Source organism: Tabrizicola sp. M-4 (assembly GCF_051132405.1).
Taxonomy (GTDB): Bacteria; Pseudomonadota; Alphaproteobacteria; order Rhodobacterales; family Rhodobacteraceae; genus Paragemmobacter.
Genome location: NZ_CP128606.1, coordinates 1,834,789 through 1,854,894 on the forward strand (window position 1 = coordinate 1,834,789; position 20,106 = coordinate 1,854,894).

Annotated in this window: 21 protein-coding genes; 13 read left to right on the forward strand and 8 right to left on the reverse strand. The window is 66.8% G+C overall.

Annotation, left to right across the window (positions count from 1 at the left end):
• Nucleotides 1-124 precede the first annotated feature (124 nt).
• Nucleotides 125-721 (reverse strand): YceD family protein, encoded by a 597-nt coding sequence (locus tag TabM4_RS08865; RefSeq protein WP_434621338.1) that lies wholly within the window; start codon nucleotides 719-721, stop codon nucleotides 125-127.
• 233 nt (nucleotides 722-954) lie between these two features.
• Between TabM4_RS08865 and TabM4_RS08870 the strand changes: the two genes are divergently transcribed.
• Nucleotides 955-1,437: an outer membrane protein assembly factor BamE gene (locus TabM4_RS08870; RefSeq protein WP_434621341.1), complete on the forward strand. Its 483-nt coding sequence runs from the start codon at nucleotides 955-957 to the stop codon at nucleotides 1,435-1,437.
• Nucleotides 1,438-1,510: 73 nt separating this feature from the next.
• Here the strand turns inward: TabM4_RS08870 and msrB are convergent, their stop codons facing one another.
• The gene (gene msrB / locus TabM4_RS08875) at nucleotides 1,511-1,903 is read right to left on the reverse strand and encodes a peptide-methionine (R)-S-oxide reductase MsrB (protein WP_434621344.1); all 393 of its coding nucleotides are present in this window, start codon (nucleotides 1,901-1,903) and stop codon (nucleotides 1,511-1,513) included.
• 104 nt (nucleotides 1,904-2,007) lie between these two features.
• On the opposite strand from msrB, the gene TabM4_RS08880 reads away from it, so the two are divergent.
• The 3 genes from TabM4_RS08880 (at nucleotide 2,008) to TabM4_RS08890 (ending at nucleotide 5,401) form a co-directional block, all read left to right on the forward strand.
• On the forward strand, nucleotides 2,008-2,736 hold the full coding sequence (locus TabM4_RS08880; protein ID WP_434621347.1) for a GNAT family N-acetyltransferase: 729 nt from the start codon (nucleotides 2,008-2,010) through the stop codon (nucleotides 2,734-2,736).
• 42 nt (nucleotides 2,737-2,778) lie between these two features.
• Nucleotides 2,779-4,584 (forward strand): ABC-F family ATP-binding cassette domain-containing protein, encoded by a 1,806-nt coding sequence (locus TabM4_RS08885; RefSeq protein ID WP_434621350.1) that lies wholly within the window; start codon nucleotides 2,779-2,781, stop codon nucleotides 4,582-4,584.
• 226 nt (nucleotides 4,585-4,810) lie between these two features.
• On the forward strand, nucleotides 4,811-5,401 hold the full coding sequence (locus tag TabM4_RS08890) for an outer membrane protein (protein WP_434621353.1): 591 nt from the start codon (nucleotides 4,811-4,813) through the stop codon (nucleotides 5,399-5,401).
• 112 nt (nucleotides 5,402-5,513) lie between these two features.
• On the opposite strand, the gene TabM4_RS08895 is transcribed toward TabM4_RS08890, so the two are convergent.
• Nucleotides 5,514-6,893, reverse strand: a complete 1,380-nt coding sequence (locus TabM4_RS08895) for a pyridoxal phosphate-dependent decarboxylase family protein (RefSeq protein WP_434621356.1) — start codon at nucleotides 6,891-6,893, stop codon at nucleotides 5,514-5,516.
• A 406-nt stretch (nucleotides 6,894-7,299) separates the two neighbouring features.
• Here TabM4_RS08895 and cysS point away from each other — a divergent pair, with 406 nt between their 5' ends.
• From cysS to TabM4_RS08920, 5 genes are all read left to right on the forward strand, one after another.
• Nucleotides 7,300-8,691, forward strand: coding sequence for a cysteine--tRNA ligase (cysS, locus tag TabM4_RS08900; RefSeq protein WP_434621988.1), 1,392 nt, complete (start codon nucleotides 7,300-7,302; stop codon nucleotides 8,689-8,691).
• A 100-nt stretch (nucleotides 8,692-8,791) separates the two neighbouring features.
• The gene (gene cimA, locus TabM4_RS08905; protein WP_434621359.1) at nucleotides 8,792-10,417 is read left to right on the forward strand and encodes a citramalate synthase; all 1,626 of its coding nucleotides are present in this window, start codon (nucleotides 8,792-8,794) and stop codon (nucleotides 10,415-10,417) included.
• Nucleotides 10,414-11,097, forward strand: coding sequence for a class I SAM-dependent methyltransferase (locus TabM4_RS08910; RefSeq protein WP_434621362.1), 684 nt, complete (start codon nucleotides 10,414-10,416; stop codon nucleotides 11,095-11,097). Before cimA ends, TabM4_RS08910 begins: the two co-directional genes overlap by 4 nt.
• On the forward strand, nucleotides 11,094-11,870 hold the full coding sequence (locus TabM4_RS08915; RefSeq protein ID WP_434621365.1) for a squalene/phytoene synthase family protein: 777 nt from the start codon (nucleotides 11,094-11,096) through the stop codon (nucleotides 11,868-11,870). The genes TabM4_RS08910 and TabM4_RS08915 overlap by 4 nt, the downstream gene beginning before the upstream one ends.
• Nucleotides 11,871-12,073: 203 nt before the next feature.
• Complete coding sequence (locus TabM4_RS08920) at nucleotides 12,074-12,589, forward strand: Hint domain-containing protein (RefSeq protein ID WP_434621990.1); 516 nt, start codon at nucleotides 12,074-12,076, stop codon at nucleotides 12,587-12,589.
• A gap of 17 nt (nucleotides 12,590-12,606) precedes the next feature.
• On the opposite strand, the gene TabM4_RS08925 is transcribed toward TabM4_RS08920, so the two are convergent.
• The gene (locus TabM4_RS08925; protein ID WP_434621368.1) at nucleotides 12,607-13,824 is read right to left on the reverse strand and encodes an MFS transporter; all 1,218 of its coding nucleotides are present in this window, start codon (nucleotides 13,822-13,824) and stop codon (nucleotides 12,607-12,609) included.
• A gap of 192 nt (nucleotides 13,825-14,016) precedes the next feature.
• On the opposite strand from TabM4_RS08925, the gene TabM4_RS08930 reads away from it, so the two are divergent.
• Nucleotides 14,017-14,649 (forward strand): DNA-3-methyladenine glycosylase family protein, encoded by a 633-nt coding sequence (locus tag TabM4_RS08930; protein WP_434621992.1) that lies wholly within the window; start codon nucleotides 14,017-14,019, stop codon nucleotides 14,647-14,649.
• Nucleotides 14,646-15,308: an alpha/beta hydrolase gene (locus TabM4_RS08935; protein WP_434621371.1), complete on the forward strand. Its 663-nt coding sequence runs from the start codon at nucleotides 14,646-14,648 to the stop codon at nucleotides 15,306-15,308. Before TabM4_RS08930 ends, TabM4_RS08935 begins: the two co-directional genes overlap by 4 nt.
• A 124-nt stretch (nucleotides 15,309-15,432) precedes the next feature.
• Here the strand turns inward: TabM4_RS08935 and TabM4_RS08940 are convergent, their stop codons facing one another.
• Genes TabM4_RS08940 through TabM4_RS08955 form a run of 4 tightly spaced genes read right to left on the reverse strand, consistent with a single transcriptional unit; the run spans nucleotide 15,433 to nucleotide 17,946 of the window.
• Nucleotides 15,433-15,660: an N-(5'-phosphoribosyl)anthranilate isomerase gene (locus tag TabM4_RS08940; RefSeq protein ID WP_434621374.1), complete on the reverse strand. Its 228-nt coding sequence runs from the start codon at nucleotides 15,658-15,660 to the stop codon at nucleotides 15,433-15,435.
• Nucleotides 15,661-15,701: 41 nt separating this feature from the next.
• Nucleotides 15,702-16,682, reverse strand: a complete 981-nt coding sequence (locus TabM4_RS08945; RefSeq protein WP_434621377.1) for a methyltetrahydrofolate cobalamin methyltransferase — start codon at nucleotides 16,680-16,682, stop codon at nucleotides 15,702-15,704.
• 15 nt (nucleotides 16,683-16,697) lie between these two features.
• A complete protein-coding gene (locus TabM4_RS08950; protein WP_434621380.1) occupies nucleotides 16,698-17,618 on the reverse strand; it encodes a methylenetetrahydrofolate reductase in 921 nt (306 codons plus the stop codon).
• A gap of 25 nt (nucleotides 17,619-17,643) precedes the next feature.
• Entirely contained in the window at nucleotides 17,644-17,946 is a 303-nt protein-coding gene (locus TabM4_RS08955) for a virulence factor (RefSeq protein WP_434621383.1), read from the reverse strand.
• A 266-nt stretch (nucleotides 17,947-18,212) separates the two neighbouring features.
• Here TabM4_RS08955 and TabM4_RS08960 point away from each other — a divergent pair, with 266 nt between their 5' ends.
• On the forward strand, nucleotides 18,213-19,352 hold the full coding sequence (locus tag TabM4_RS08960; protein WP_434621386.1) for a Ppx/GppA phosphatase family protein: 1,140 nt from the start codon (nucleotides 18,213-18,215) through the stop codon (nucleotides 19,350-19,352).
• Nucleotides 19,349-20,083, forward strand: a complete 735-nt coding sequence (locus tag TabM4_RS08965; RefSeq protein WP_434621389.1) for an RlmE family RNA methyltransferase — start codon at nucleotides 19,349-19,351, stop codon at nucleotides 20,081-20,083. The genes TabM4_RS08960 and TabM4_RS08965 overlap by 4 nt, the downstream gene beginning before the upstream one ends.
• Nucleotides 20,084-20,106 lie beyond the last annotated feature (23 nt).

The window sequence follows — 20,106 nt, forward strand, 5'->3', positions numbered from 1 at the left end:
CAGCGGTTTGCCCGCTTTTCGCGCGAGCCGTCAACTGCCATCGAATGAGGCGCGGAACATACTCGGATTTGCCGCCTGCGCAAGCCCCTTTGTGCAGCTTTCGCACAGGGGTCTTGGGGCCCCGTCATTCATCTTCCGGCTTGCCGCCGAGCTTGTCGCGCAGGGCCGCTAAGCTCGCGAAGGGCTTGAGGTCGGAATCGCGGATGGGTGCGGTGCCCGGATCGGCAAAGACCGCCTCGCCAAGTTCGGCCCCCTCGGCCCGTGGATAGAGGGGCAGGGCGAGTTCCAGCGCCTCGGCCGCGACGGAAGTGAGGTCGATCACCTCGGGAAGGGGTTCCTGCGTGTCGTCCTCGGGCATTTCCACCTCGTCCCCTTCAGGTTCCTGCCAATCGGCGACATAGCGGCGCAAAACGGTCTCGGAGACGGCTGTGGTCACGGGGGCAAGAGTGATGGCGCAGGGCTGGATGGCGATGGCGGCAAGCGTTGCCTCCAGTTCGAAATCGGTCCTGCCACTGGGGCGGATTTCGCCGCGGAACCGGAATTCCGGCAGGTCCAACAGGCCAAGCGCCTGTGCCATTGCCTGCCGCGCAGCGGGGGCGGGCTTGATGTCGAAGCGGGTGGGTTTGCGCGCGGAAAGGGTGCGCGTCGGGATGGGCGGGTGCAGATGCGGCAGTTCGGGCAGCGGGATCGCGGTCTCGGACGTGTAGGGGGGCTGGGGCATGGGAACCTTTACGGCTGGCGTTCGATGCGGATCGGGGGCCTTGGAACGGTGCCGTCACGCAAGTGTCGGCGGTTCCATTCTTGAACAGAGGCCCGACCTTCTGTAAGCCGGAATGAAAGCGTCGCGGTTTGTTTGGCTGGCTTTGCATTACGTGTTGTCCCCGATCAAGACAAGGGTGGCACGCGGCGAGGGTTCGGCCTGCGGATGGATGCGGCAGAGGCAGGGTGGGATTCATGGGCTTTATCGGCATGTTGGCGAAGACGGCAGCGCGCGGACGGGTAGCGCGGTTCGGCCTGATCGCCGCGGTTCTGTTCGTCGCCGCCTGTTCGACGGTCTATCGCAACCACGGCTATGTGCCGACGGAACAGGACCTTGCCCTGATCGAGGTGGGCGTCGACACGCGCGAGACGGTGAACGAGAAGATTGGCCGTCCCAGTGCATCGGGCCTGTTGAACGACGTCGGCTGGTTCTACGTGCAGAGCCGCTGGGCCTATCGCGGGGCATTCGAGCCGCGCGAGATCGACCGTCAGGTGGTTTCGATCACCTTCGCGGAAAGTGGCCGAGTGGAGAATATCGAGCGCTTCGGGTTGGAGCGCGGGAAGGTCGTGCCGATCTCGCGGCACGTGACGGAATCGAATGTGAAGGGCCTGAGCCTAATCCAGCAGCTTCTTGGCAGCTTTGGCCGAGTCGGACCTGCAGCTTTTGCAGGGGACTGAAGCGGATCAAGTAATGAAGCAGGGAACGGGGCGCGAGAGTTCGCGCCTCTTTTCATTTCCTCATTTCCCGGGGTCAGTCTTCGGGTTCGAATTCCAGCGCGACACCGTTGATGCAGTAGCGCAGCCCCGTCGGCGCGGGGCCGTCGGGAAAGACATGGCCCAGATGGGCGTCGCAGCGGTTGCAATGCACCTCGGTCCGCCGCATCCAGAGGGTGCGGTCTTCCTGTTCGCCCACCATGTCGGGCGAGATGGGTTGCCAGAAACTGGGCCAGCCGGTGCCGCTGTCGAATTTGGTGCGCGCGTCGAAAAGGGGCGCGCCGCAGCAGATGCAGCGGAAGGTGCCCGCGGCCTTGGGGAAATCGTCATGGGTGAAGGCGCGTTCCGTAGCGTGTTTGCGCGTCACTCGATAGGCGAGGTCTGACAGTTGCGCCCGCCATTCGGCATCGGATTTCACCACCTTGTCCATCGTCGCGATCCTTTTCCATTACGGTAGCCGGGGCTTGCCCCGCCGCCCGCCATCGGACCATATCTAGGCGTCGCGCGGGGTTCGGCCAAGCGGCAAAGTCGGTGATGGCGGGGATGGATTTCAGCAAGGGACGCTTTCGGGTCAGGTTTGCCGCGACATCCGCGGATGTCGAGGCGGCGCAACGGCTGCGCTTCCGCGCCTTTCGTGGCGGGGAGGGGGTGGATGCCGACGGGTTCGACGCGCGCTGTCGGCATCTGATGGTGGAGCGGCGGGAGGATGGCGCTCTGATGGGGACCTGCCGGGTGCAGGTGCTGTCGGAGGGGCGGGCTCTGGAGCAGAGCTATACGGCGCAGTTCTATGATCTTTCCGCGCTGGCTGCGCGTTTTGGCCGTTTGCTGGAGATCGGTCGGTTCTGCATGTTGCCTGCGGGTGTTGAACCTGATGCGCTGCGGCTGACTTGGGCCGCGCTGACGCGGATCGTGGATGGCGAGGGGGTGGGGGTGATGTTCGGTTGTTCCTCTTTTGCGGGAACCGAGGGAGAGGCCCATGCCGACGCCTTTGCCGCGCTGGCCGAGGCGCATCTGGCACCTGTGGCGCTGCGGCCGGGGCGGCGGGCGGCGGAGGTGGTGCCGCTTTGCCCTGCGCCGCATGATGCGCGGCGGGCGATGCAGCAGATGCCGCCCCTGCTGCGCAGCTATCTGGCGATGGGGGGATGGGTCAGCGACCATGCGGTGGTGGATCGCGACCTTGGCACGCTGCATGTGATGACGGGGGTGGAGATCGCGTCGATTCCGCCTGTGCGGGCGCGGTTGTTGCGGGCGGATGCGGTGTAAGGGACGTTGACCTTGCGCCGCGCCCCGCATACCTGACCCTTCATGGCACGCGCACCCCTTCTTCAGCTTTCCGGCATCTCGCTTACCTTTGGTGGCAACCCTGTCTTCGACGGGCTGGACCTTGTCGTCCAGCCGGGGGATCGGGTGGCGCTGGTGGGGCGGAACGGATCGGGGAAATCCACCCTGATGAAGGTGATGGCGGGTCTGGTGGAGCCGGATCAGGGCGCGCGCATCGTGCCGCCGGGAGTGACCGTCGGCTATATGGAACAGGACCCGGACCTTTCGGGCTTTGCCACGCTGGGCGATTATGCCGCCAGCGCCTTGGCCGAGGGCGAGTCCTATCGGGTGGAGATGGTGGCGGAAGGGTTGAAATTCCGCCCCGAGACGCCGGTCGCCACGGCGTCAGGCGGGGAGCGGCGGCGGGCGGCGCTGGCCAAGCTTCTGGCAGAGGCGCCGGAGTTGATGCTGCTGGACGAACCGACCAACCATCTGGATATCCAGGCCATCGAATGGCTTGAGGCGCAGCTTTCGGAAACGCGGACGGCCTTCGTCCTGATCAGCCATGACCGGGCCTTTCTGAAGGCGCTGACCAAGGCCACGCTCTGGATCGACCGGGGCGAGGTGCGGCGGCGCGAATCCGGATTCGACGGGTTCGAGGAATGGCGCGAGACGGTCTGGGCGGAAGAGGACGAGGCGCGGCACAAGCTGGAGCGCAAGATCAAGGCCGAGGCGAAATGGGCCGTCGAGGGGATCAGCGCGCGGCGCAAGCGGAACATGGGGCGGGTGCGGGCGCTGGCCGCGCTGCGCGAGGAGCGGGCCTCGATGATCCGCCGTCAGGGGACGGCGGCGATGGAATTGGAAAGCGGCCCCACCAGTGGCAAGCGCGTGATCGAGGCGAAGGGGCTGGAAAAGGGCTTTGGCGACAAGGTGATCGTCAAGGGTTTTGACCTGCGGGTTCTGCGCGGGGACCGGGTGGCCTTTGTCGGGCCGAACGGTGTGGGCAAGACCACACTTCTGAAGATGCTGGTGGGCGAGGTGGCGCCGGATGCGGGCAACGTAAGCCTTGGCACCAATCTGGAGATCGCGGTCTTCGATCAGACCCGTGCGCAACTGGATGGCGAGGCGAGCCTGTGGGAGAACCTGACGGGCGATCCGATGATGCGGGTTTCGGGGAATTCCGATCAGGTCATGGTGCGGGGCAATCCGCGGCATGTGGTGGCATATCTCAAGGATTTCCTTTTCGACGAACGGCAGGCGCGGGCCCCGGTGAAAAGCCTTTCGGGCGGCGAAAAGGCGCGGCTGTTGCTGGCCAAGCTGATGGCGAAACCGTCCAACCTGTTGATTCTGGACGAACCCACGAACGATCTGGACGTGGAAACGCTGGATCTGTTGCAGGACATTCTGGGCGAGTATGACGGGACCGTCCTGCTTGTCAGCCATGACCGCGATTTCATCGACCGGGTGGCGACGGCGACCGTCGCTCTGGAGGGGAACGGGCGTGCGGTGGTCTATCCGGGCGGCTGGTCGGATTATGCGGCGCAGCGGCCTAAGGCGGTGGAGCCGGAGGTGAAGGCCACCCGCGGCGAGGCCCCCAAGGCCGAACCGAAGCCGGAGGCGGCGAAGGGCGATGGCCTGAGCTTCACCGAGCGGAAGCGGCTGGATGCCCTGCCTGCGGTGATCGAGCGGCTGGAGGCCGAGATTGCCAAGCTGGGCGAGTTCCTGTCGGACCCGGACTTGTTTTCCAAGGAGCCCGCGAAGTTCCGCAAGGCGTCGGAGGCGATGGCCGAACGGCAGCAGGCGCTGGCTGCGGCGGAAGAGGAATGGCTGGCACTGGCCGAGCGGGCGTAACGCCGCAGGGCGGCGTTTCCGGCGAAATTCTCACGTGATTTTGAGGGGATAGGCGGGATCTGGCCGGAATGGCCGCGTCCCGTCCGCCGGTTTTTGCCAAGGCGCATCACATCCCGTCACCAAGCCGTCAACCGGTCTTGCCCGGGGGGGCGATGAGGCGCAGGTGAGGAGGGCGAGACGGCCAACCCTGCGGGAATGGCCGCGACACAGGCACAGGAGACAGAAGATGAAACGGATCATGGCATTGGCTGCGGCCACGGCGACATTGGGCGCGATACCCGCGCTTGCAGGGGGGCCGGTGGCGGTGGTGGAAGAGCCGATGGTGGCCCCGGCGCCGGTGGCGGTGGCTGCGCCTTCGACCGATTGGAGCGGCCTTTATGGCGGTGTCCAGCTTGGCTATGGCGATGTGGGATCCTCGACCGGGGCGCTGGACGGGAACGGGTTCTCGGGCGGTTTGTTCGGGGGCTATCGGGCCGATCTGGGGCAGTTCGTGGCGGGTGTCGAGGGCAACTACGACAAGACCGACTTCACGCTGGGCGGGGGTGCCGCCTCGGTGGACAGCATCGCGCGGCTGAAGCTGATCGGGGGCTATGACCTTGGTCCGGCGCTGGTCTATGGCACGGTGGCCGCAGTGCGGGCGGACAGCACGCTGGGGGCCGACAATGGCTGGGGTGCGGGCGTGGGCGTGGACTATGCCCTGTCCAACGGCATGACGCTGGGCGCGGAACTGATGGAACATCGGTTCGACAATTTCGTGGGCAGCGGCACCGATCTGGACGCGACCACCGTCAATGCGCGGCTTGGTTTCCGGTTCTGACGTAAAGACAGAACGTAAAAACAGAGGGTTACGGTCTGGTCCCGAAGTATTGACAGATCATTAACCGGCTTTTGGCGGAGGGCGGTCCGGCTGTGGGCCGCCCTTTCGCGTTTCACATCAGTTCGGCCACGACCTTTGGGATCATGGCCACGTCGTCGCGCGTGCAATCGAACTGGCCTATCTGCACGCGGATCACATAGCGCCCGGCATGGCGGGTCTGGGTGAGGTAGATGCGGCCATCGTCGTTGATGCGGTGCAGTAATCCTTCCGTTTCGGCATCCGATCCGAGGGCGAAGGTGAAGAGCGAAAGCGAGGGTTCGGTGGTGATCGTCACGCCGGGAAGCCGCGCCAGCGCATCGCGGGCCTCGCGCGCCCAATCCACATGGTTGCGGATTCGGTCGCGCAGGCCGGACAGACCATAGGCGCGAAGGGTGAACCAGAGCTTAAGCGCGCGGAAGCGGCGGCCGAGCGGGACGGTCCATTCGTTGAAATTGGTGATCTCGTCCCGGCCCGCGGTTTCCAGATAGGTGGGGCGCAGGCCGAGGGTGCGGATCTGCGGGGCGGGATCGGCAAGGAACTGGACCGCGCAGTCGAATTGCGCGCCGAGCCATTTGTGCGGGTTGAAGACGATGCTGTCGGCCCCTTCGACGCCTTTCCAAAGGTCACGGAATTCGGGGCAGATCATCGCGCTGCCTGCCCATGCGGCATCGACATGGACGGGGATGTTGGCAGAGCGCGCAACCTCGATGCAATCGGCGATGCGGTCGAAGGCGCCGATGGAGGTGCCGCCCGCACAGAGGATGACGCCTGCGGGAGTATGGCCCTGCGCGCGGTCGGCGGCGATGGCCCCGGCAAGCGCGCCGGGTTTCATGGAATGGGTGGCATCGGTATGAATCTTCACCAGATTTTCCTGGCCGATGCCCGCGATGCGGGTTGCCTTGTCGACGCTGGAATGGGTTTCGGCGCTGGCATAGAGGCGCAGGCGCGGCTGGCTGGCGAGGCCTTTTTCAAGGCCGCGCCAACCCAGCGCGCGCTCCCGCATGGTCAGGACGGCGGAGAGGGTGGCGGTGGTGGCGCTGTCATGGATGGTGCCGGTGAAGCCGTCGGGCAGGCCGAGCGCCTGTGTCAGCCAGCGCATCATGACCTGTTCGAGTTCGGTCACGGCGGGGGAGGTCTGCCAGAGCATGCCCTGCGCGGCGATGGCATTGGCCAGTTGCTCGGCCAGCATGGAGGCGGGGGAGGCGTTGGCGGGGAAATAGGCGAAGAAGCGGGGATGCTGCCAATGCGTCAGGCCGGGGGGGATGATGCGTTCGAAATCGGCGAAGATCGTTTCGGCGGATTCGGGGTTTTCGGGTGGGTTTGCGGGCAGTTGCGCGGCGACGGTGCCGGGGGTCAGGGGGGCGCGGACGGGGCGGTCGCGCAGGGTGGAATGGTAGTCATGCGTCCAATCGGCCGCGCGCTTCGACCAGTGGCGAAGATTTTCGTGATCCATCGGAATTTTCCCCTTCTCCCCCTTGGGGATTTGAACAGGTGGGGGGCGGGGGGGCAAGGGGGGGAATTCTGCGGCGGAGATCAGGGAGTTGGGCGGAATCGGCTGTACCGGATCCTGTGCCGTATCCTGTGCCGCAACCTGTCAGCACGCAGCGGGCGGTTCGGGGAGGAAGCGTTAAGGGATCGTGAGGTGCGGGCCGCCTGTGCGGGGGCTTGGCAGGCGGGGGATTTGGCTGTAGCCAAGAGCGCATGGCAAGGACGGGCATCCACGGCATCTGCTGCATTACGCGCTGACCATCGGTCGCGCGGGCCTTCTTGTCGTTCCCAAGGAAAGACGAAGTTGCTAGACCCGCGCGGGACGGCGCATGGCTGCGGGTGCCTTCGGGGCCGCTGAAGGGGTTTGGGACATGGTGACGATCCGGCTGCACAATTCGAGGACGCGGGTGAAGGAGGTCTTTACCCCGATCGATCCGGACAATGTGCGTGTCTATGTCTGCGGGCCGACCGTCTATGACCGGGCGCACCTGGGCAATGCGCGGCCCGTGGTGGTGTTCGACACTCTGTTCCGGCTGCTGCGCCATGTCTATGGCGCGGGGCATGTGACCTATGTGCGCAACTTCACGGACGTTGATGACAAGATCAACGCCACCGCCCTTGCGCGGAAGGAGGCGGGGGCGGCGGGGTCGCTGGAGGAGTTGATCGCCGAGCGGACGGAGGAGACGATCCGCTGGTATCACGATGACATGGACGCCTTGGGGGCGCTGCGGCCCACGCATGAGCCGCGGGCGACGGCCTATGTGGGCCAGATGATCGCGATGATCGGGGCGCTGATCGAGGGGGGCCATGCCTATGCGAAGGAGGGGCATGTGTTGTTCCGTGTGCGGTCATTCGCGGAATACGGGCGCCTGTCTGGGCGGTCGGTCGATGACATGATCGCGGGCGCAAGGGTGGAGGTGGCGCCGTTCAAGGAAGACCCGATGGATTTCGTGCTGTGGAAGCCGTCGGATGACAGCCTGCCGGGGTGGGAGTCTCCGTGGGGGCGGGGGCGGCCGGGGTGGCATATCGAATGCTCGGCCATGTCGCTGGCGCTGCTGGGGGCGAGTTTCGACATCCATGGCGGCGGGATCGACCTGCAATTCCCGCATCACGAGAATGAGGTGGCGCAAAGCTGCTGCGCCCATCCGAAGGCGGAGTTCGCGCGGGTCTGGATGCATAACGAGATGCTTCAGGTGGAAGGGAAGAAGATGTCCAAGAGCTTGGGCAATTTCTTCACCGTGCGGGACCTGTTGGAGAAGGGCGTGCCGGGGGAGGTGATCCGGTTTGTCTTTCTGGGGACGCATTACGGGCGGCCGATGGATTGGACCGCCGAGAAGGCGGCGCAGGCGGAGGCGACCTTGCGCAAGTGGCGGGGGATGGTGGCGGGGGTTGCGCCTTCGGTGCCGTCCGACGCGGTTGTCGCGGCGCTGGCGGATGATCTGAACACGGCGGGGGCGATTGCGGAATTGCATGGGCTGGCGGCAAGCGGGGATCTGGCCGGGTTGAAGGCATCGGCGGGGCTTATGGGTTTGTTGGAGGACCATATGGGCGGCTGGGCCGAGGCCGGTGTGGACCTTGCACCTCTGGCCGCGCGGTTGGCGGCGCTGCGCGAGGCGGCGATGATGTCGAAGGATTTCGCGCCGGTGGATGCGATGAAGGCGGCGCTGGTCGCGGCAGGCGTGGAGGTGCGGATGTCGAAGGCGGGGGTGGAGTTGTTGCCGGGGCCCGGATTTGACGCGGGCAGGCTGGAGGGGCTGTCGTGAGCGATTTTTCTGCGAAAAATCGAGGGGGGCTGTCTGCCCCCCTCGGCGCTGCGCGCCTCACCCCCCGAGGATATTTGGGAACGGATGAAGGGGGGCGGTCGTGAAGGAGCGGCTCTATCTGTTCGATACTACCCTGCGCGACGGGCAGCAGACGCAGGGGGTGCAGTTTTCCACCGCGGAGAAGCGGGTGATCGCGGCGGCGCTGGATGCGCTGGGGGTGGATTACATCGAGGGCGGCTGGCCGGGGGCGAACCCGACCGACAGCGAGTTCTTTGCCGGGCGCGCGCCGACGCGGGCGGCGATGACGGCCTTCGGCATGACCAAGCGGGTCGGGCGGTCGGCGGAGAATGACGACGTGCTGGCGGCGGTGCTGGATGCGGGGACGCCTGCCGTCTGTCTGGTGGGCAAGACGCATGAGTTCCATGTGCGGACCGCGCTTGGCTGCACGCTGGAGGAGAATGTGGAGGCGATCCGCGCCAGTGTCGCGCATTGCGTGGCGAAGGGGCGCGAGGCGCTGTTCGACGCGGAGCATTTCTTCGACGGCTATCGGGCCGATCCTGCCTATGCGCTGGCCTGTCTGAAGGCGGCGCTGGGGGCGGGGGCGCGCTGGGTGGTGCTGTGCGATACGAATGGCGGGACGTTGCCCGCCGAAGTGGGGCGCGTGGTGGCGGAGGTGATCGCGGCGGGGGTACCGGGGGAGCGGTTGGGCATCCATTGCCATGACGATACCGGGAATGCGGTGGCGAATTCGCTGGCCGCGGTCGATGCGGGCTGCCGGCAGATCCAGGGGACGCTGAACGGGTTGGGGGAGCGTTGCGGGAATGCGAACCTGACGACGATCATCCCGACGCTGTTGTTGAAGGAGCCTTATGCGGGGCGGTTCGAGACCGGGGTGAGCCGCGAGGCGCTGGCGGGGATGGTGAAGCTGAGCCGTCAGTTGGATGACATCCTGAACCGGGTGCCGTTGCGCAGCGCGCCTTATGTGGGGGCGAGTGCCTTTGCGCATAAGGCCGGGCTGCATGCGAGCGCGATCCTGAAGGATCCGTCGACCTATGAGCATGTGGACCCCGCGGTGGTGGGGAACGAGCGGGTCATCCCGATGAGCAATCAGGCGGGGCAATCGAACCTGCGGGCGCGGCTGGCGGCGGCGGGGATCGAGGTGGAGCCGAAGGATGCGCGGCTGGGGCGCATCCTCGAGGTGGTGAAGGAGCGCGAGGATCAGGGTTACGCCTATGACGGCGCGCAGGCGAGTTTCGAGCTGGTGGCGCGGGCCGAGCTTGGGCTGTTGCCGGAGTTCTTCGAGGTGAAGCGCTATCGGGTGACGGTGGAGCGGCGGAAGAACAAGTACAATGAGATGGTCAGCCTGTCCGAGGCCGTGGTCGTGGTGAAGATCGGCGAGCGGAAGATGCTGTCTGTGTCGGAATCGATGGATGAGACGGGGACGGATCGGGGGCCGCTGAACGCGCTGGCCAAGGCGCTGGGGAAGGATCTGGGGCCCTATCAGGCGGTGATCGACGACATGAAGCTGGTCGATTTCAAGGTGCGGATCACGCAAGGGGGCACCGAGGCGGTGACGCGGGTCATCATCGACAGCGAGGATGGGCGGGGAAGGCGCTGGTCCACCGTGGGGGTGAGCGCCAACATCGTGGATGCGAGTTTCGAGGCGCTGCTGGATGCGATCAACTGGAAGTTGATTCGCGATATCGGGCAGCCGGTGGCGGGATGAGTTACGAGGTCCTGTTCGAGGGGCTGGAGCGGGCCGCGCTGGGAGATGCGGAGAGCCTTGGCTGGGCCCTGGACTGCGCCGGGGCGGCGGCGGATGCGGCGATCCTTGATGCGGGTTGCGGGCTTGGGGCGGATATCGGGACGCTGGCCGCGCTGCGCCCGGGGGCGCGGATCGTGGCGGTCGATCTGATGGAGGCCTTCGTCGCGCGGGTGCGGGGGGCGTATCCGGGCGTCGCGGTGCACTGCGCCGACATGACCGATCCGCCGGGAGGGCCGTTCGATTTCATCTGGTGCGCGGGTGCGGCCTATATGCCGGGGGTGGCGGCCTGCCTTGCGGCATGGCGCGGGCATCTGCGGGACGGGGGGGCGGTGGCCTTTTCCGATCTGTGCTGGCGCGTGGCGGAGCCGTCGGTGGCGGCGCGGGCGTTCTGGGAGGCGGAGGGGTTGGCGATGCGGGACGCCGTCGCGCTGGAGGCCGTTGTGGCGGGCGCGGGCTATGAGGTGCTGGGCGCGCGGTGGTTGGAGCCTGCGGCTTGGGCTGCCTATTACGAACCCGTGGCGGCGCGGTTGGCGGTGCTGCCGGAGGATGAGATGACGCGCGGTTTTGCGGCGGAGATCGCGCTGTGGCGCGCGCATGGCGCGGACTATGGATACCGCCTGATCGTGGCGAGGCCGAGATGAGCGTGGCGGCCTGTGCGGCGCTGCTAGAGCGGGGGGATGCGGACCGCTTTGCCGCCGTGATGGCGGCGCCCGTGGCGGCGCGGGAGGCCCTGCTGGTGCTATATGCCTTCAACCTTGAGGTGGCGCGGGCGCCTTGGGTGACGAAGGAGCCGATGATCGCCGAGATGCGGCTGCAATGGTGGCGCGATGTGGTGGCGGAGGCGGGCGAGGGGCGGCCTGCGCGGGCGCATGAGGTGGCGGGGCCTTTGGCGGGGTTGATCCGGGAGGCGGGTCTGCCGGTCGGTGTGATGGATGCGCTGGTCGAGGCGCGGCGCTGGGATGTCTATCGCGAGCCGTTCGAGGATGGCGCGGCGCTGGCGGCCTATCTGGAGGATAGCGGCGGCGGGCTGATGTGGCTGGCGGGGCGCGCGCTGGGGGCCGGGGACGGGGCCGAGGCGGCGCTGCGCGGCCTTGGCTGGGCGGCGGGGCTGGCTGCGTTCCTGCAGGCGGTGCCGGAACTGGAGGCACGGGGGCGGGTGCCGCTGGTCGACGGGCGGCCGGAGGCGGTGGCGGCGCTGGCGCGGGAGGGGTTGGCGCGGCTGGCGGCGGCGAAGCCGGGGCTGCGCGCCTTGGGCAAGGCGCGGGCGGCGACGATTTCGGCTTGGCAGGCCGAGGCGCTGTTGCGGTTGGCGGCGGCGGAACCGGGGCGAGTGGCGAGCGGCGCGCTGCGCGTTTCGGAATTCGCGCGGCGCTGGGGTCTACTGAAGGCGGGTTTCCGCGCAGGGTTGGTTTGATCCCGTACCAGTTTCCCAGACTTTCGGATGGGGACGGGCATTCTTTCTGCAATCGTGATCAGTTGCCCTAGAAAATCCCGATTTGTGTCCGTTTCAGAACAAGGATGGGCGGTAGGACGAGCATGGTGACTGGTCAGTGATGATCGGCCATGCCGCCGCCGTCAGCGGTTCTGGGATGTATCATGAGCGTGTTTTCGACGATTATGCCGGCAGATGTGGAGGTGGCAACCTCTCCTTCCGGCTTTTTGCGCGGAACGAGGTTGATGACGCCTGACGGTTGGCGCGGGGTCGAGGATCTGGGACCCGGCGACGTGATCACCTGCTGCAAGGGCCATGAGGTGCGGATCACCGCGCGGCATGTGCGGATGCTGGTGGGCACCGAGGCCATGGCGGTTTCCGTGAGCGGCGAGGCCCGCGGGGCAGGGCGGCGGGCGGATGGCCTGTTGCTGCCCTTGGATCAGATGATCGTTGTGGCCGGGGATCGGCTGGCGGCCTATTTCGGGGTCGAGGAGGCCCTTGCGCCCATCGGTGCGCTGGTCAATGGCACGGATCTGCGGTTGGTCGAGGCGCCGGTGTCGGAGCTTTGGATCGAGATCGAGACGGATCAGCCCTGCGCCATCGTTGTGGAAGGATTGCAGGTGGCCGTGGGCGATGCCGCGCGGGATGAGCGGCCCGCCTTGAGCGCGGTGGATGCGCGGTTGCTGGCGCTGGCGGCCTGAGGGGCCGTCGCTGCCGATCAGCGGAGTTCCTTGGGGCGCAAGGCCAGCCAGATGAGCGCCCCGCCTGCCAGCACGAGGAAGGGCAGCATGGCGAAGTTCACTGCCTGCCAGCCGTCCTGCACCGAGCCGCCGGAGCAGTTCATCAGCCCGCCCGACGAGAAGGAGGCGAGCGTGACGCCGCCGAAGACCACGAGGTCGTTCAGGCCCTGAAGGCGGCCTTTCTCCTCGGTCGCCTGTGCGGCGGTGAGCATTGTGGTGGCGCCGATGAAGCCGAAGTTCCAGCCGAGGCCCAGAAGGATGAGGGCGAGGAAGAAGTTTTCCAACTCGACCCCCGCGATGGCGACGGCCCCCGCCCCGGCGAGGATCACGAGGCCGGTGGCGACGATGCGTTCCGCCCCGAAGCGGGCGATGAGATGGCCGGTGAAGAAGCTCGGCGCGTACATGGCAAGGACATGGGCGGTGACGACATCGGCGGCGTTGCCCTTGGTGAAGCCGCAGCCCACCACGGCGAGGGGGGAGGAGGTCATCACGAGGTTCATCAGTGCATAGGAGACGGTGGCGCAGATCATCGCCACGGCGATGGCGGGGGTGCGGATCAGCTCGGCCCGGCTGCGGCCTGTGGCGGCGCCGGGGACGGGCGCGCGGGGGCGCGGGATGTCGAGCAGGGTGAAGAGGAAAACCCCTGCGGCATTCAGCGCGATGATCGCGAGATAGGTGCCGAGGAAGGGGATGACCATCGATTCGGCGGTGAGTTTCACCAGTTGCGGGCCGATGACGGCAGAGAGGAGGCCCCCCGCCATGACCAGCGAGATGGCCTTGGGGCGGTAGGCTTCGGAGGCGGTGTCGGCGGCGGCGAAGCGGTAGAAGCCTTGGGCCGACATGTAGATGCCGGTGAAGAGGGCGGCGATGACGAAGAGGGCGAAATTGGCGGTGGAGAGGGCATAGGCGCCGAGGGCACCGCCGATGCCGCCGCCAAGCGCGCCGATGGCGAAGCCCGCGCGGCGGCCGTATTTCTGCATGAAGGCCGAGATGGGCGTGGCGGTCAGCATGGAGCCGATGACGGCCGCGCTGATGGGCAGGGTGGCCCAGCAGGCATTGGGGGCGAGGCTTTGGCCTGCCAGCCCTGCGACGGTGAAGATCATCGGCATCTGCGCGCCGAGGATGGCCTGAGCCGCGACGAGGACGAGGACGTTGCGCTTGGCGCGGCTGTCGGAGGGGGCGGTGAGGTCGGTCATGGCGGAAGGGTTAATACTTCGCGCGGCGGGAGCAAGGGACAAATGCGCACGGATGAATGTTTTGGGGGCGGAGGCGGAGGGACGGGCGTCCCCCCGCGCCCCCCCCCTTTGCCCCTGCTGCCGATGCCGTGCGGGATGGCTGGTGTTTTCGGGTGGCTTTGGGCCATGGTGGGGGTGGTTCCGGGGGTGCGGATGACGGTCGGGCGGATCATCGAGACGGAGGCCTGCGTGGCGGAGGGGGCGGCGTTGCTTGCGGCGCGGGAGCCGCGCTTTGCCCATGCGCTGGCCTTGACCGGGCCCTTGCCGCTGCGGCGGCGGGAGGATGGGTTCCGCGCGCTGTTGTCGGCGATCGTGAGCCAGCAGGTTTCGGTCGCCTCGGCCAATGCGATCTGGGCGCGGCTGGAGGCGGCGGGGTTCTGCGATCCGGACGCCATGGCGGGGGCTCAGGAGGAGGCGCTGCGGGCAGTGGGGTTGAGTCGCCAGAAGGCGCGCTATGGGCAGGCGCTGGCGCGGGCCGGGATCGATTTCGCGGCGCTGCGGGGGATGCCGGACGAGGAGGTCGTGGCGGTGCTGGTGGCGGTGCCGGGGATCGGGCGCTGGACGGCGGAGATCTATGCGATGTTCGCGCTGGGGCGGGCGGATGTCTTTGCCCCGGCGGATCTGGCCTTGCAGGAGGCGGCGCGGTTGCTGTTCGCGCTGGAGGCGCGGCCTTCGGAGCGGGCGCTGCGGGGAATGGCGGAGGCATGGTCGCCGTGGCGGGCGGTTGCGGCGCGGATGCTCTGGGCCTACTACCGGGTGGCGAAGGATCGGGAGGGCATCAAGTGAGCGACGGGCTGAAATTCGGGCGGAAGGCGGCGCAGAGCGGGAAGGCGCGGTCCTTGGTCGTCTTTGTGCATGGCTATGGGGCGGACGGGGCGGATCTGCTGGGTCTGGGCGATGCGCTGGCATCGCATCTGCCGGATACGGCCTTTGTCGCGCCGGATGCGCCGCAGCCCTGTGTGGGCAATCCCTTTGGCTATCAATGGTTTCCGATCCCGTGGCTGGACGGTTCGACCGAGGAGGCGGCACGGTCGGCCATGGCGGAGTCGGTCCGGCTGTTCGATGCCTTTCTCGATGCGCGGCTGGCGGAAGAGGGGCTTGGCCCGGATGCGCTGGCGCTGGTCGGGTTTTCGCAGGGGGCGATGATGTCGCTGCATGTGGCGCCAAGGCGGGCGCAGGCGGTGGCGGCCGTGGTGGCGATTTCGGGCCGTTTGCTAGTGCCGGACCTGCTGGCGGCGGAGGCGGTGGTGAAGCCGCCGGTCCTGCTGGTGCATGGGGATCAGGACCCGGTGGTGCCCTTCGACGACATGGGTCGGGCGGGCGAGGCACTTGTGGCGGCGGGGTTCGAGACCTATGGCCATGTGATGAAGGGCACGGGGCATGGGATCGCGCCGGATGGGCTGGGCGTGACCTTGCAGTTCCTGAAGGAACGGTTGCCGGCGTGATCTGCACGCGGCTTTGTGCCGATTTTTCTGCGAAAAATCGTGGGGCGATCCTTCTGCGAAGGATCGGGGCCGAAGTTTCGCAGAAACTTCGGCCGTTAGGTTTTTCGCAGAAAAACCGTGCGGGTCAGAAGAGGAACTGGATGGGGTCCGCGGCGCAGAGGATCAGGTATTGGTTCCCGGCGCGCATCAGGTGAAAGCCGCGCTTGCGCACTTCGAGAAAGAACCTGTCCTGCCCGATCTCCCGCTCCACCCAGTCGACATTGCGGCGGATCACGCCGCCTGTGACGGCGGCCTTGGCTGAGAAGATCTGGTCGATCCAGACATCGGGCGGGCTGAGGCGGTGGTGTTGCATGGGGCGATCCTGACCGCCCCATGCTTGCGATTCGGTAAACGTCAGGCGCGACCGCGGCGTCCGCCGCGGCGGCCGCCGGCGGCCTGCGAGGCGGCGGCGGAGGCTTCGGCGAAGGTCATGCCGCCTTCGACCGCCTCAAGCACCTTGGCGAAGCGGATCCATTCGCCGCCGTTCGGGTCGTGGTTCATCAGGAAGTTGGCGGCGCGGATCGCTTCCATCTCCTGCTGGCGGACGGGGTTCATGATGGCCGAGGTCATGCCCGCGCCGATGGCCATGGGCAGGAAGGCCCCGTTGATGCCGTGGCGATGCGGCAGGCCGAAGGAGATGTTGGACGCGCCGCAGGTGGTGTTCACGCCCAGTTCCTCGCGCAGGCGGCGGACGAGGGCGAAGACCTGCTGACCGGCGGAGGCCATGGCGCCGACGGGCATCACCAGCGGGTCGACGACGATGTCATGGGCCGGGATGCCGTGATCGGCGGCGCGTTCCACGATCTTCTTCGCCACGGCGAAGCGGACGTCGGGATCGGGCGAGATGCCGGTATCATCGTTCGATATCGCTACGACCGGGACGTTGTATTTCTTGACCAGCGGCAGGACGAGTTCCAGCCGCTCCTCCTCACCGGTGACGGAGTTCAGGAGGGGGCGGCCCTCGCAGGCCATCAGCCCCGCTTCCAGCGCGCCGGGGACCGACGAGTCGATGCAGAGCGGCACGTCGACGGTTTGCTGCACGATCTCGATCAGCGCCTTCATCAGGGGCGGTTCGACGAAGTTGTTGTCGGCATAGCGCGGGTCTTCGGCCATCTTGTTGGTGAAGACCGCGCCCGAGTTGATGTCCAGCACGGTCGCGCCGCAGGCGACCTGTTCCAGCGCGTCCTTGATGACGGTGTCGTAATTCCCCGCCTCCAGCTCCGCCGCCAGCTTCTTGCGGCCCGTCGGGTTGATGCGTTCACCGATCACGCAGAAGGGTTCATCGAAGCCGATGATCACGGTTTTCGTTTTGGATTCCAGAACTGTACGGGTCATCGTTGAACCTTTTTCTCAAGCATTGGCCGGGCGGCCGGAGGCCCCGGCGTTTTCGGTGGTCCAGGTGGCATTGGTCTTGATGCCGCCGAGGGGGAAGAAATGGACGGATTCGATCCCGAAATCGGGGTTCTTCGCCTTGTGCGCCGCCAGAGCGCCCACGAATTCGGTGGGCTCATAGGGCAGCAGAAGCTTCGTCACGTCCATCGCGCGCTTCTGCAGCACGCGGAGCGAGGGGCCGACGCCGCAGGCGATGGCGAATTTGATGAGCGTCTGCAGCTTCGCGGGGCCTGCGACGCCGATATGGACGGGCAGGGCGATGCCTTCGGCCTTGAGCCGGTCCACCCATGCGATGACGGGATCGGCCTCGAAGCAGAACTGGGTGGCCATGGCCATCTTGGCGTCGGTGCGTTCGGCGAAGGCGGATTTCCAGCGCGCGGCTTCCATCACCATGCGGTCGGAGCCGTCGGGATCGATGTCCTTGTTGCCTTCGGGGTGGCCCGCGACGTGGAGGCGTTCGAAACCGTCGAAGGCACCGGATTCGAGGAGTTGCATGGAGGTGTGGAAGTCGCCCGCGGGCTGTGCCACGCCGCCCGCAAGGATGAGGCCCTGCTTCACATCCGCTTCGCCCTTGTAACGGGCGACCCAGTCCGTGAGCGTCGCCTTGTCCTTGATGATGCGCGCGGGGAAGTGGGGCATCACGGGAAAGCCTTCGGCATTCAGGCGTTTCGCCGTGGCCACCATGTCCTCGATGGGCGTGCCGTCGATATGAGCGATGTAGACGCGGGTGCCTGCGGGGAGGATGTCGCGGAAATTCTCCACCTTTTCGGCCGTGCGGGGCATGACCTCGATGGAGAAGCCCTTGAGGAAGGCCTCCATCTCGGCGGGCGCGTTGGTGGCGGGGGCGGCTGCCTCGCGGCGGAAGTTGAACAGGGCCATCAGGCTCTCCCTCAGGGTCATGCGGTCAGGCTTTCGCCCAACCCTCGGCGTCGATCAGCGCCTTGAGGCGCGCGGTGTCGAATTCGGCTTCCAGACGCGCGGCCTCGGCCTTGGCGATCTCGTCCTGATCGCCTTCGACCTCATAGGGCGGCGCTTTCCGCCATTCGGCGAGATAGCTGTCGGTGTCGCGGGCGCCGACCTTCATGGCGCAGCGGTCGATGGCCTGTTCGAAGCGTTCGGTGAGTTGCACCTTGGCGCCACGGCGGCCCTTGCCGACGATCACTTGGGCGGGGATGTCGCGCCAGTAGACGATGGTGACTTCGGGCATGATTCCCTCGCGTTGCGTTGACCCTGTTGATAGCGCCGATCCGCGACCACCGATGTCGGTTTTCGACATGGCGCAAGCGGAAGGCGACCATGGCGAGAGCTAGCGCAAAATGCGCGGCAGGGCGACGGTGGCGTGGTCCGGCGGGGTGGAAAAATCTTCAAGGAAATCATGAGCCGCGTCGAAAGCACCGCTTTGGGGCAGGTGCGCGCTTGCCTTGGGGCGGGAAAGGGCGCTACGGTTGGGGCAAGCACAGATGGAGGGCGGTTATGACGCCCGAGCGTCCCCGGGGGGCGGACGCGATCCCGCAGCGCAAGGCTGCGCCCGAGGGCGTGGCAGCGCCGGTTGAACCGTCAGTCCCTCATCCGCCGGGGGCGGGCACGCTTTATGCGGCGCTCGACCTTGGCACGAACAGTTGCCGGATGCTGATTGCCCAGCCGAGGGGCAGTCAGTTTCAGGTCGTGGACAGTTTTTCCAAGACTGTCCAATTGGGCGTGGGGCTTGAAGCCTCGGGCCGCTTGTCGCGCGCCTCGATGGGGCGGACGGTGCAGGCCCTGCGCATTTGCCAGAAGAAGATCGAGAAGCATGGCGTGAAGCGGATGCGCCTTGTGGCGACGGAGGCCTGTCGCAGGGCGCGCAATGCCAAGGATTTCATCCGGCAGGTGCGGCGCGAGACGGGGCTTTCGCTGGAGATCATCGCACCGGAGGAAGAGGCGCGGCTGGCGGTGATTTCCTGCGCGCCGCTGGTGGGGCGGCGGACGGAACAGTTGCTTGTGGTGGATATCGGGGGCGGGTCGACCGAGTTGGTCTGGATTGACCTGTCGGCGGTGCCGCCGGAGGAGCGGGCGCGGTCGATCATGCGGCTGCATCGCGGGTTCCAGCCGCAGGGGGAACAGGCGGCGCGGGTGGTGGACTGGATTTCGGTGCCCCTGGGCGTGGCCACGTTGAAGGACCAGTTCGCGGATGTGGAGGATGACGGGGCGCGATTCGCGCTGATGTCGTGGTTCTTCGAGGAGAATCTGGCGAGTTTCTCGCCCTACAACGCGCAGCAGGCGCGGGACGGGTTCCAGATCATCGGCACGAGCGGAACGGTGACGACGGTGGCGGCGAGCTATCTGAACCTGCGGCGCTATGACCGCACGAAGGTGGACGGGTTGCAGATGACGTCGGATCAGATCGATCTGGTGATCCGGGAGTATCTGGCCTTGGGGCCGGAGGGGCGGCGGACCGATCCGCGTATCGGGCGGGATCGGCATGCGCTGATCATGTCGGGTGCGGCTATCCTTCAGGCGCTGATGCGGATATGGCCGACGGATCGCCTTTCGGTGGCCGATCGCGGCCTGCGCGAGGGGCTGCTTTATGCACAGATGAGCGCGGATGGCGTTCTGGAGGACGGGCCTTACGCATGACAACGGGCAAGAACACATCAGGGCGCGGACAGCGCGAGTTGCGGGTGCGGGTGAAGACCGCGAAGGGGCGGAAGCTTTCGTCCACGCTCTGGCTGGAGCGACAGTTGAACGACCCTTACGTCCAGCGGGCCAAGAAGGAAGGCTATCGCGGGCGGGCGGCGTACAAGATTCTGGAACTGGACGACAAGTATGGCTTTCTGAAGCCGGGCAGCCGTGTCGTGGACCTTGGCTGCGCGCCGGGGGGGTGGTGTCAGGTGGCCGTGGTGCGGGTCAACGCGCTGGGGCAGAACCCGAAGAAGCCCGTGGGCACCGTGCTGGGTGTGGACTTGCAGGAGGTGGAGCCGATTCCGGGGGCGGAGCTGCACCAGCTCGATTTCCTGGCGGATGACGCGGATGAGAAGGTGAAGGGCTGGCTGGGCGGGCGCGCTGATGTGGTGATGAGCGACATGGCGGCGGCGGCCTCGGGGCACAAGGCGACGGACCATCTGCGCATCGTGGCGCTGGTGGAGGCGGCCTTGGCCTTTGCCTTCGACGTGCTGGAGGATGGCGGGACCTTTGTCGCCAAGGTTCTGGCCGGTGGGGCCGAGAACGAGATGCAGGCGATGCTGAAACGGAATTTCCGTAGCGTGGCCAATGTGAAGCCGCCGGCGAGCCGGTCGGACAGTTCGGAGAAGTTCGTGGTGGCTATGGGCTATCGTGGCCGCGATCTGGCGACCGAGGGCGATGGCTGACGCGGGGGGGAAGATTTTTCGTA

Bases quoted from the DNA above. Each gene is read 5' to 3' on its own strand.
- TabM4_RS08865 (WP_434621338.1), bottom strand. From the start codon at position 721: ATGCCCCAGCCCCCCTACACGTCCGAGACCGCGATCCCGCTGCCCGAA.
- TabM4_RS08870 (WP_434621341.1), top strand. From the start codon at position 955: ATGGGCTTTATCGGCATGTTGGCGAAGACGGCAGCGCGCGGACGGGTA.
- msrB (WP_434621344.1), bottom strand. From the start codon at position 1,903: ATGGACAAGGTGGTGAAATCCGATGCCGAATGGCGGGCGCAACTGTCA.
- TabM4_RS08880 (WP_434621347.1), top strand. From the start codon at position 2,008: ATGGCGGGGATGGATTTCAGCAAGGGACGCTTTCGGGTCAGGTTTGCC.
- TabM4_RS08885 (WP_434621350.1), top strand. From the start codon at position 2,779: ATGGCACGCGCACCCCTTCTTCAGCTTTCCGGCATCTCGCTTACCTTT.
- TabM4_RS08890 (WP_434621353.1), top strand. From the start codon at position 4,811: ATGAAACGGATCATGGCATTGGCTGCGGCCACGGCGACATTGGGCGCG.
- TabM4_RS08895 (WP_434621356.1), bottom strand. From the start codon at position 6,893: ATGGATCACGAAAATCTTCGCCACTGGTCGAAGCGCGCGGCCGATTGG.
- cysS (WP_434621988.1), top strand. From the start codon at position 7,300: ATGGTGACGATCCGGCTGCACAATTCGAGGACGCGGGTGAAGGAGGTC.
- TabM4_RS08910 (WP_434621362.1), top strand. From the start codon at position 10,414: ATGAGTTACGAGGTCCTGTTCGAGGGGCTGGAGCGGGCCGCGCTGGGA.
- TabM4_RS08915 (WP_434621365.1), top strand. From the start codon at position 11,094: ATGAGCGTGGCGGCCTGTGCGGCGCTGCTAGAGCGGGGGGATGCGGAC.
- TabM4_RS08920 (WP_434621990.1), top strand. From the start codon at position 12,074: ATGCCGGCAGATGTGGAGGTGGCAACCTCTCCTTCCGGCTTTTTGCGC.
- TabM4_RS08925 (WP_434621368.1), bottom strand. From the start codon at position 13,824: ATGACCGACCTCACCGCCCCCTCCGACAGCCGCGCCAAGCGCAACGTC.
- TabM4_RS08930 (WP_434621992.1), top strand. From the start codon at position 14,017: ATGACGGTCGGGCGGATCATCGAGACGGAGGCCTGCGTGGCGGAGGGG.
- TabM4_RS08940 (WP_434621374.1), bottom strand. From the start codon at position 15,660: ATGCAACACCACCGCCTCAGCCCGCCCGATGTCTGGATCGACCAGATC.
- TabM4_RS08945 (WP_434621377.1), bottom strand. From the start codon at position 16,682: ATGACCCGTACAGTTCTGGAATCCAAAACGAAAACCGTGATCATCGGC.
- TabM4_RS08950 (WP_434621380.1), bottom strand. From the start codon at position 17,618: ATGGCCCTGTTCAACTTCCGCCGCGAGGCAGCCGCCCCCGCCACCAAC.
- TabM4_RS08955 (WP_434621383.1), bottom strand. From the start codon at position 17,946: ATGCCCGAAGTCACCATCGTCTACTGGCGCGACATCCCCGCCCAAGTG.
- TabM4_RS08960 (WP_434621386.1), top strand. From the start codon at position 18,213: ATGACGCCCGAGCGTCCCCGGGGGGCGGACGCGATCCCGCAGCGCAAG.
- TabM4_RS08965 (WP_434621389.1), top strand. From the start codon at position 19,349: ATGACAACGGGCAAGAACACATCAGGGCGCGGACAGCGCGAGTTGCGG.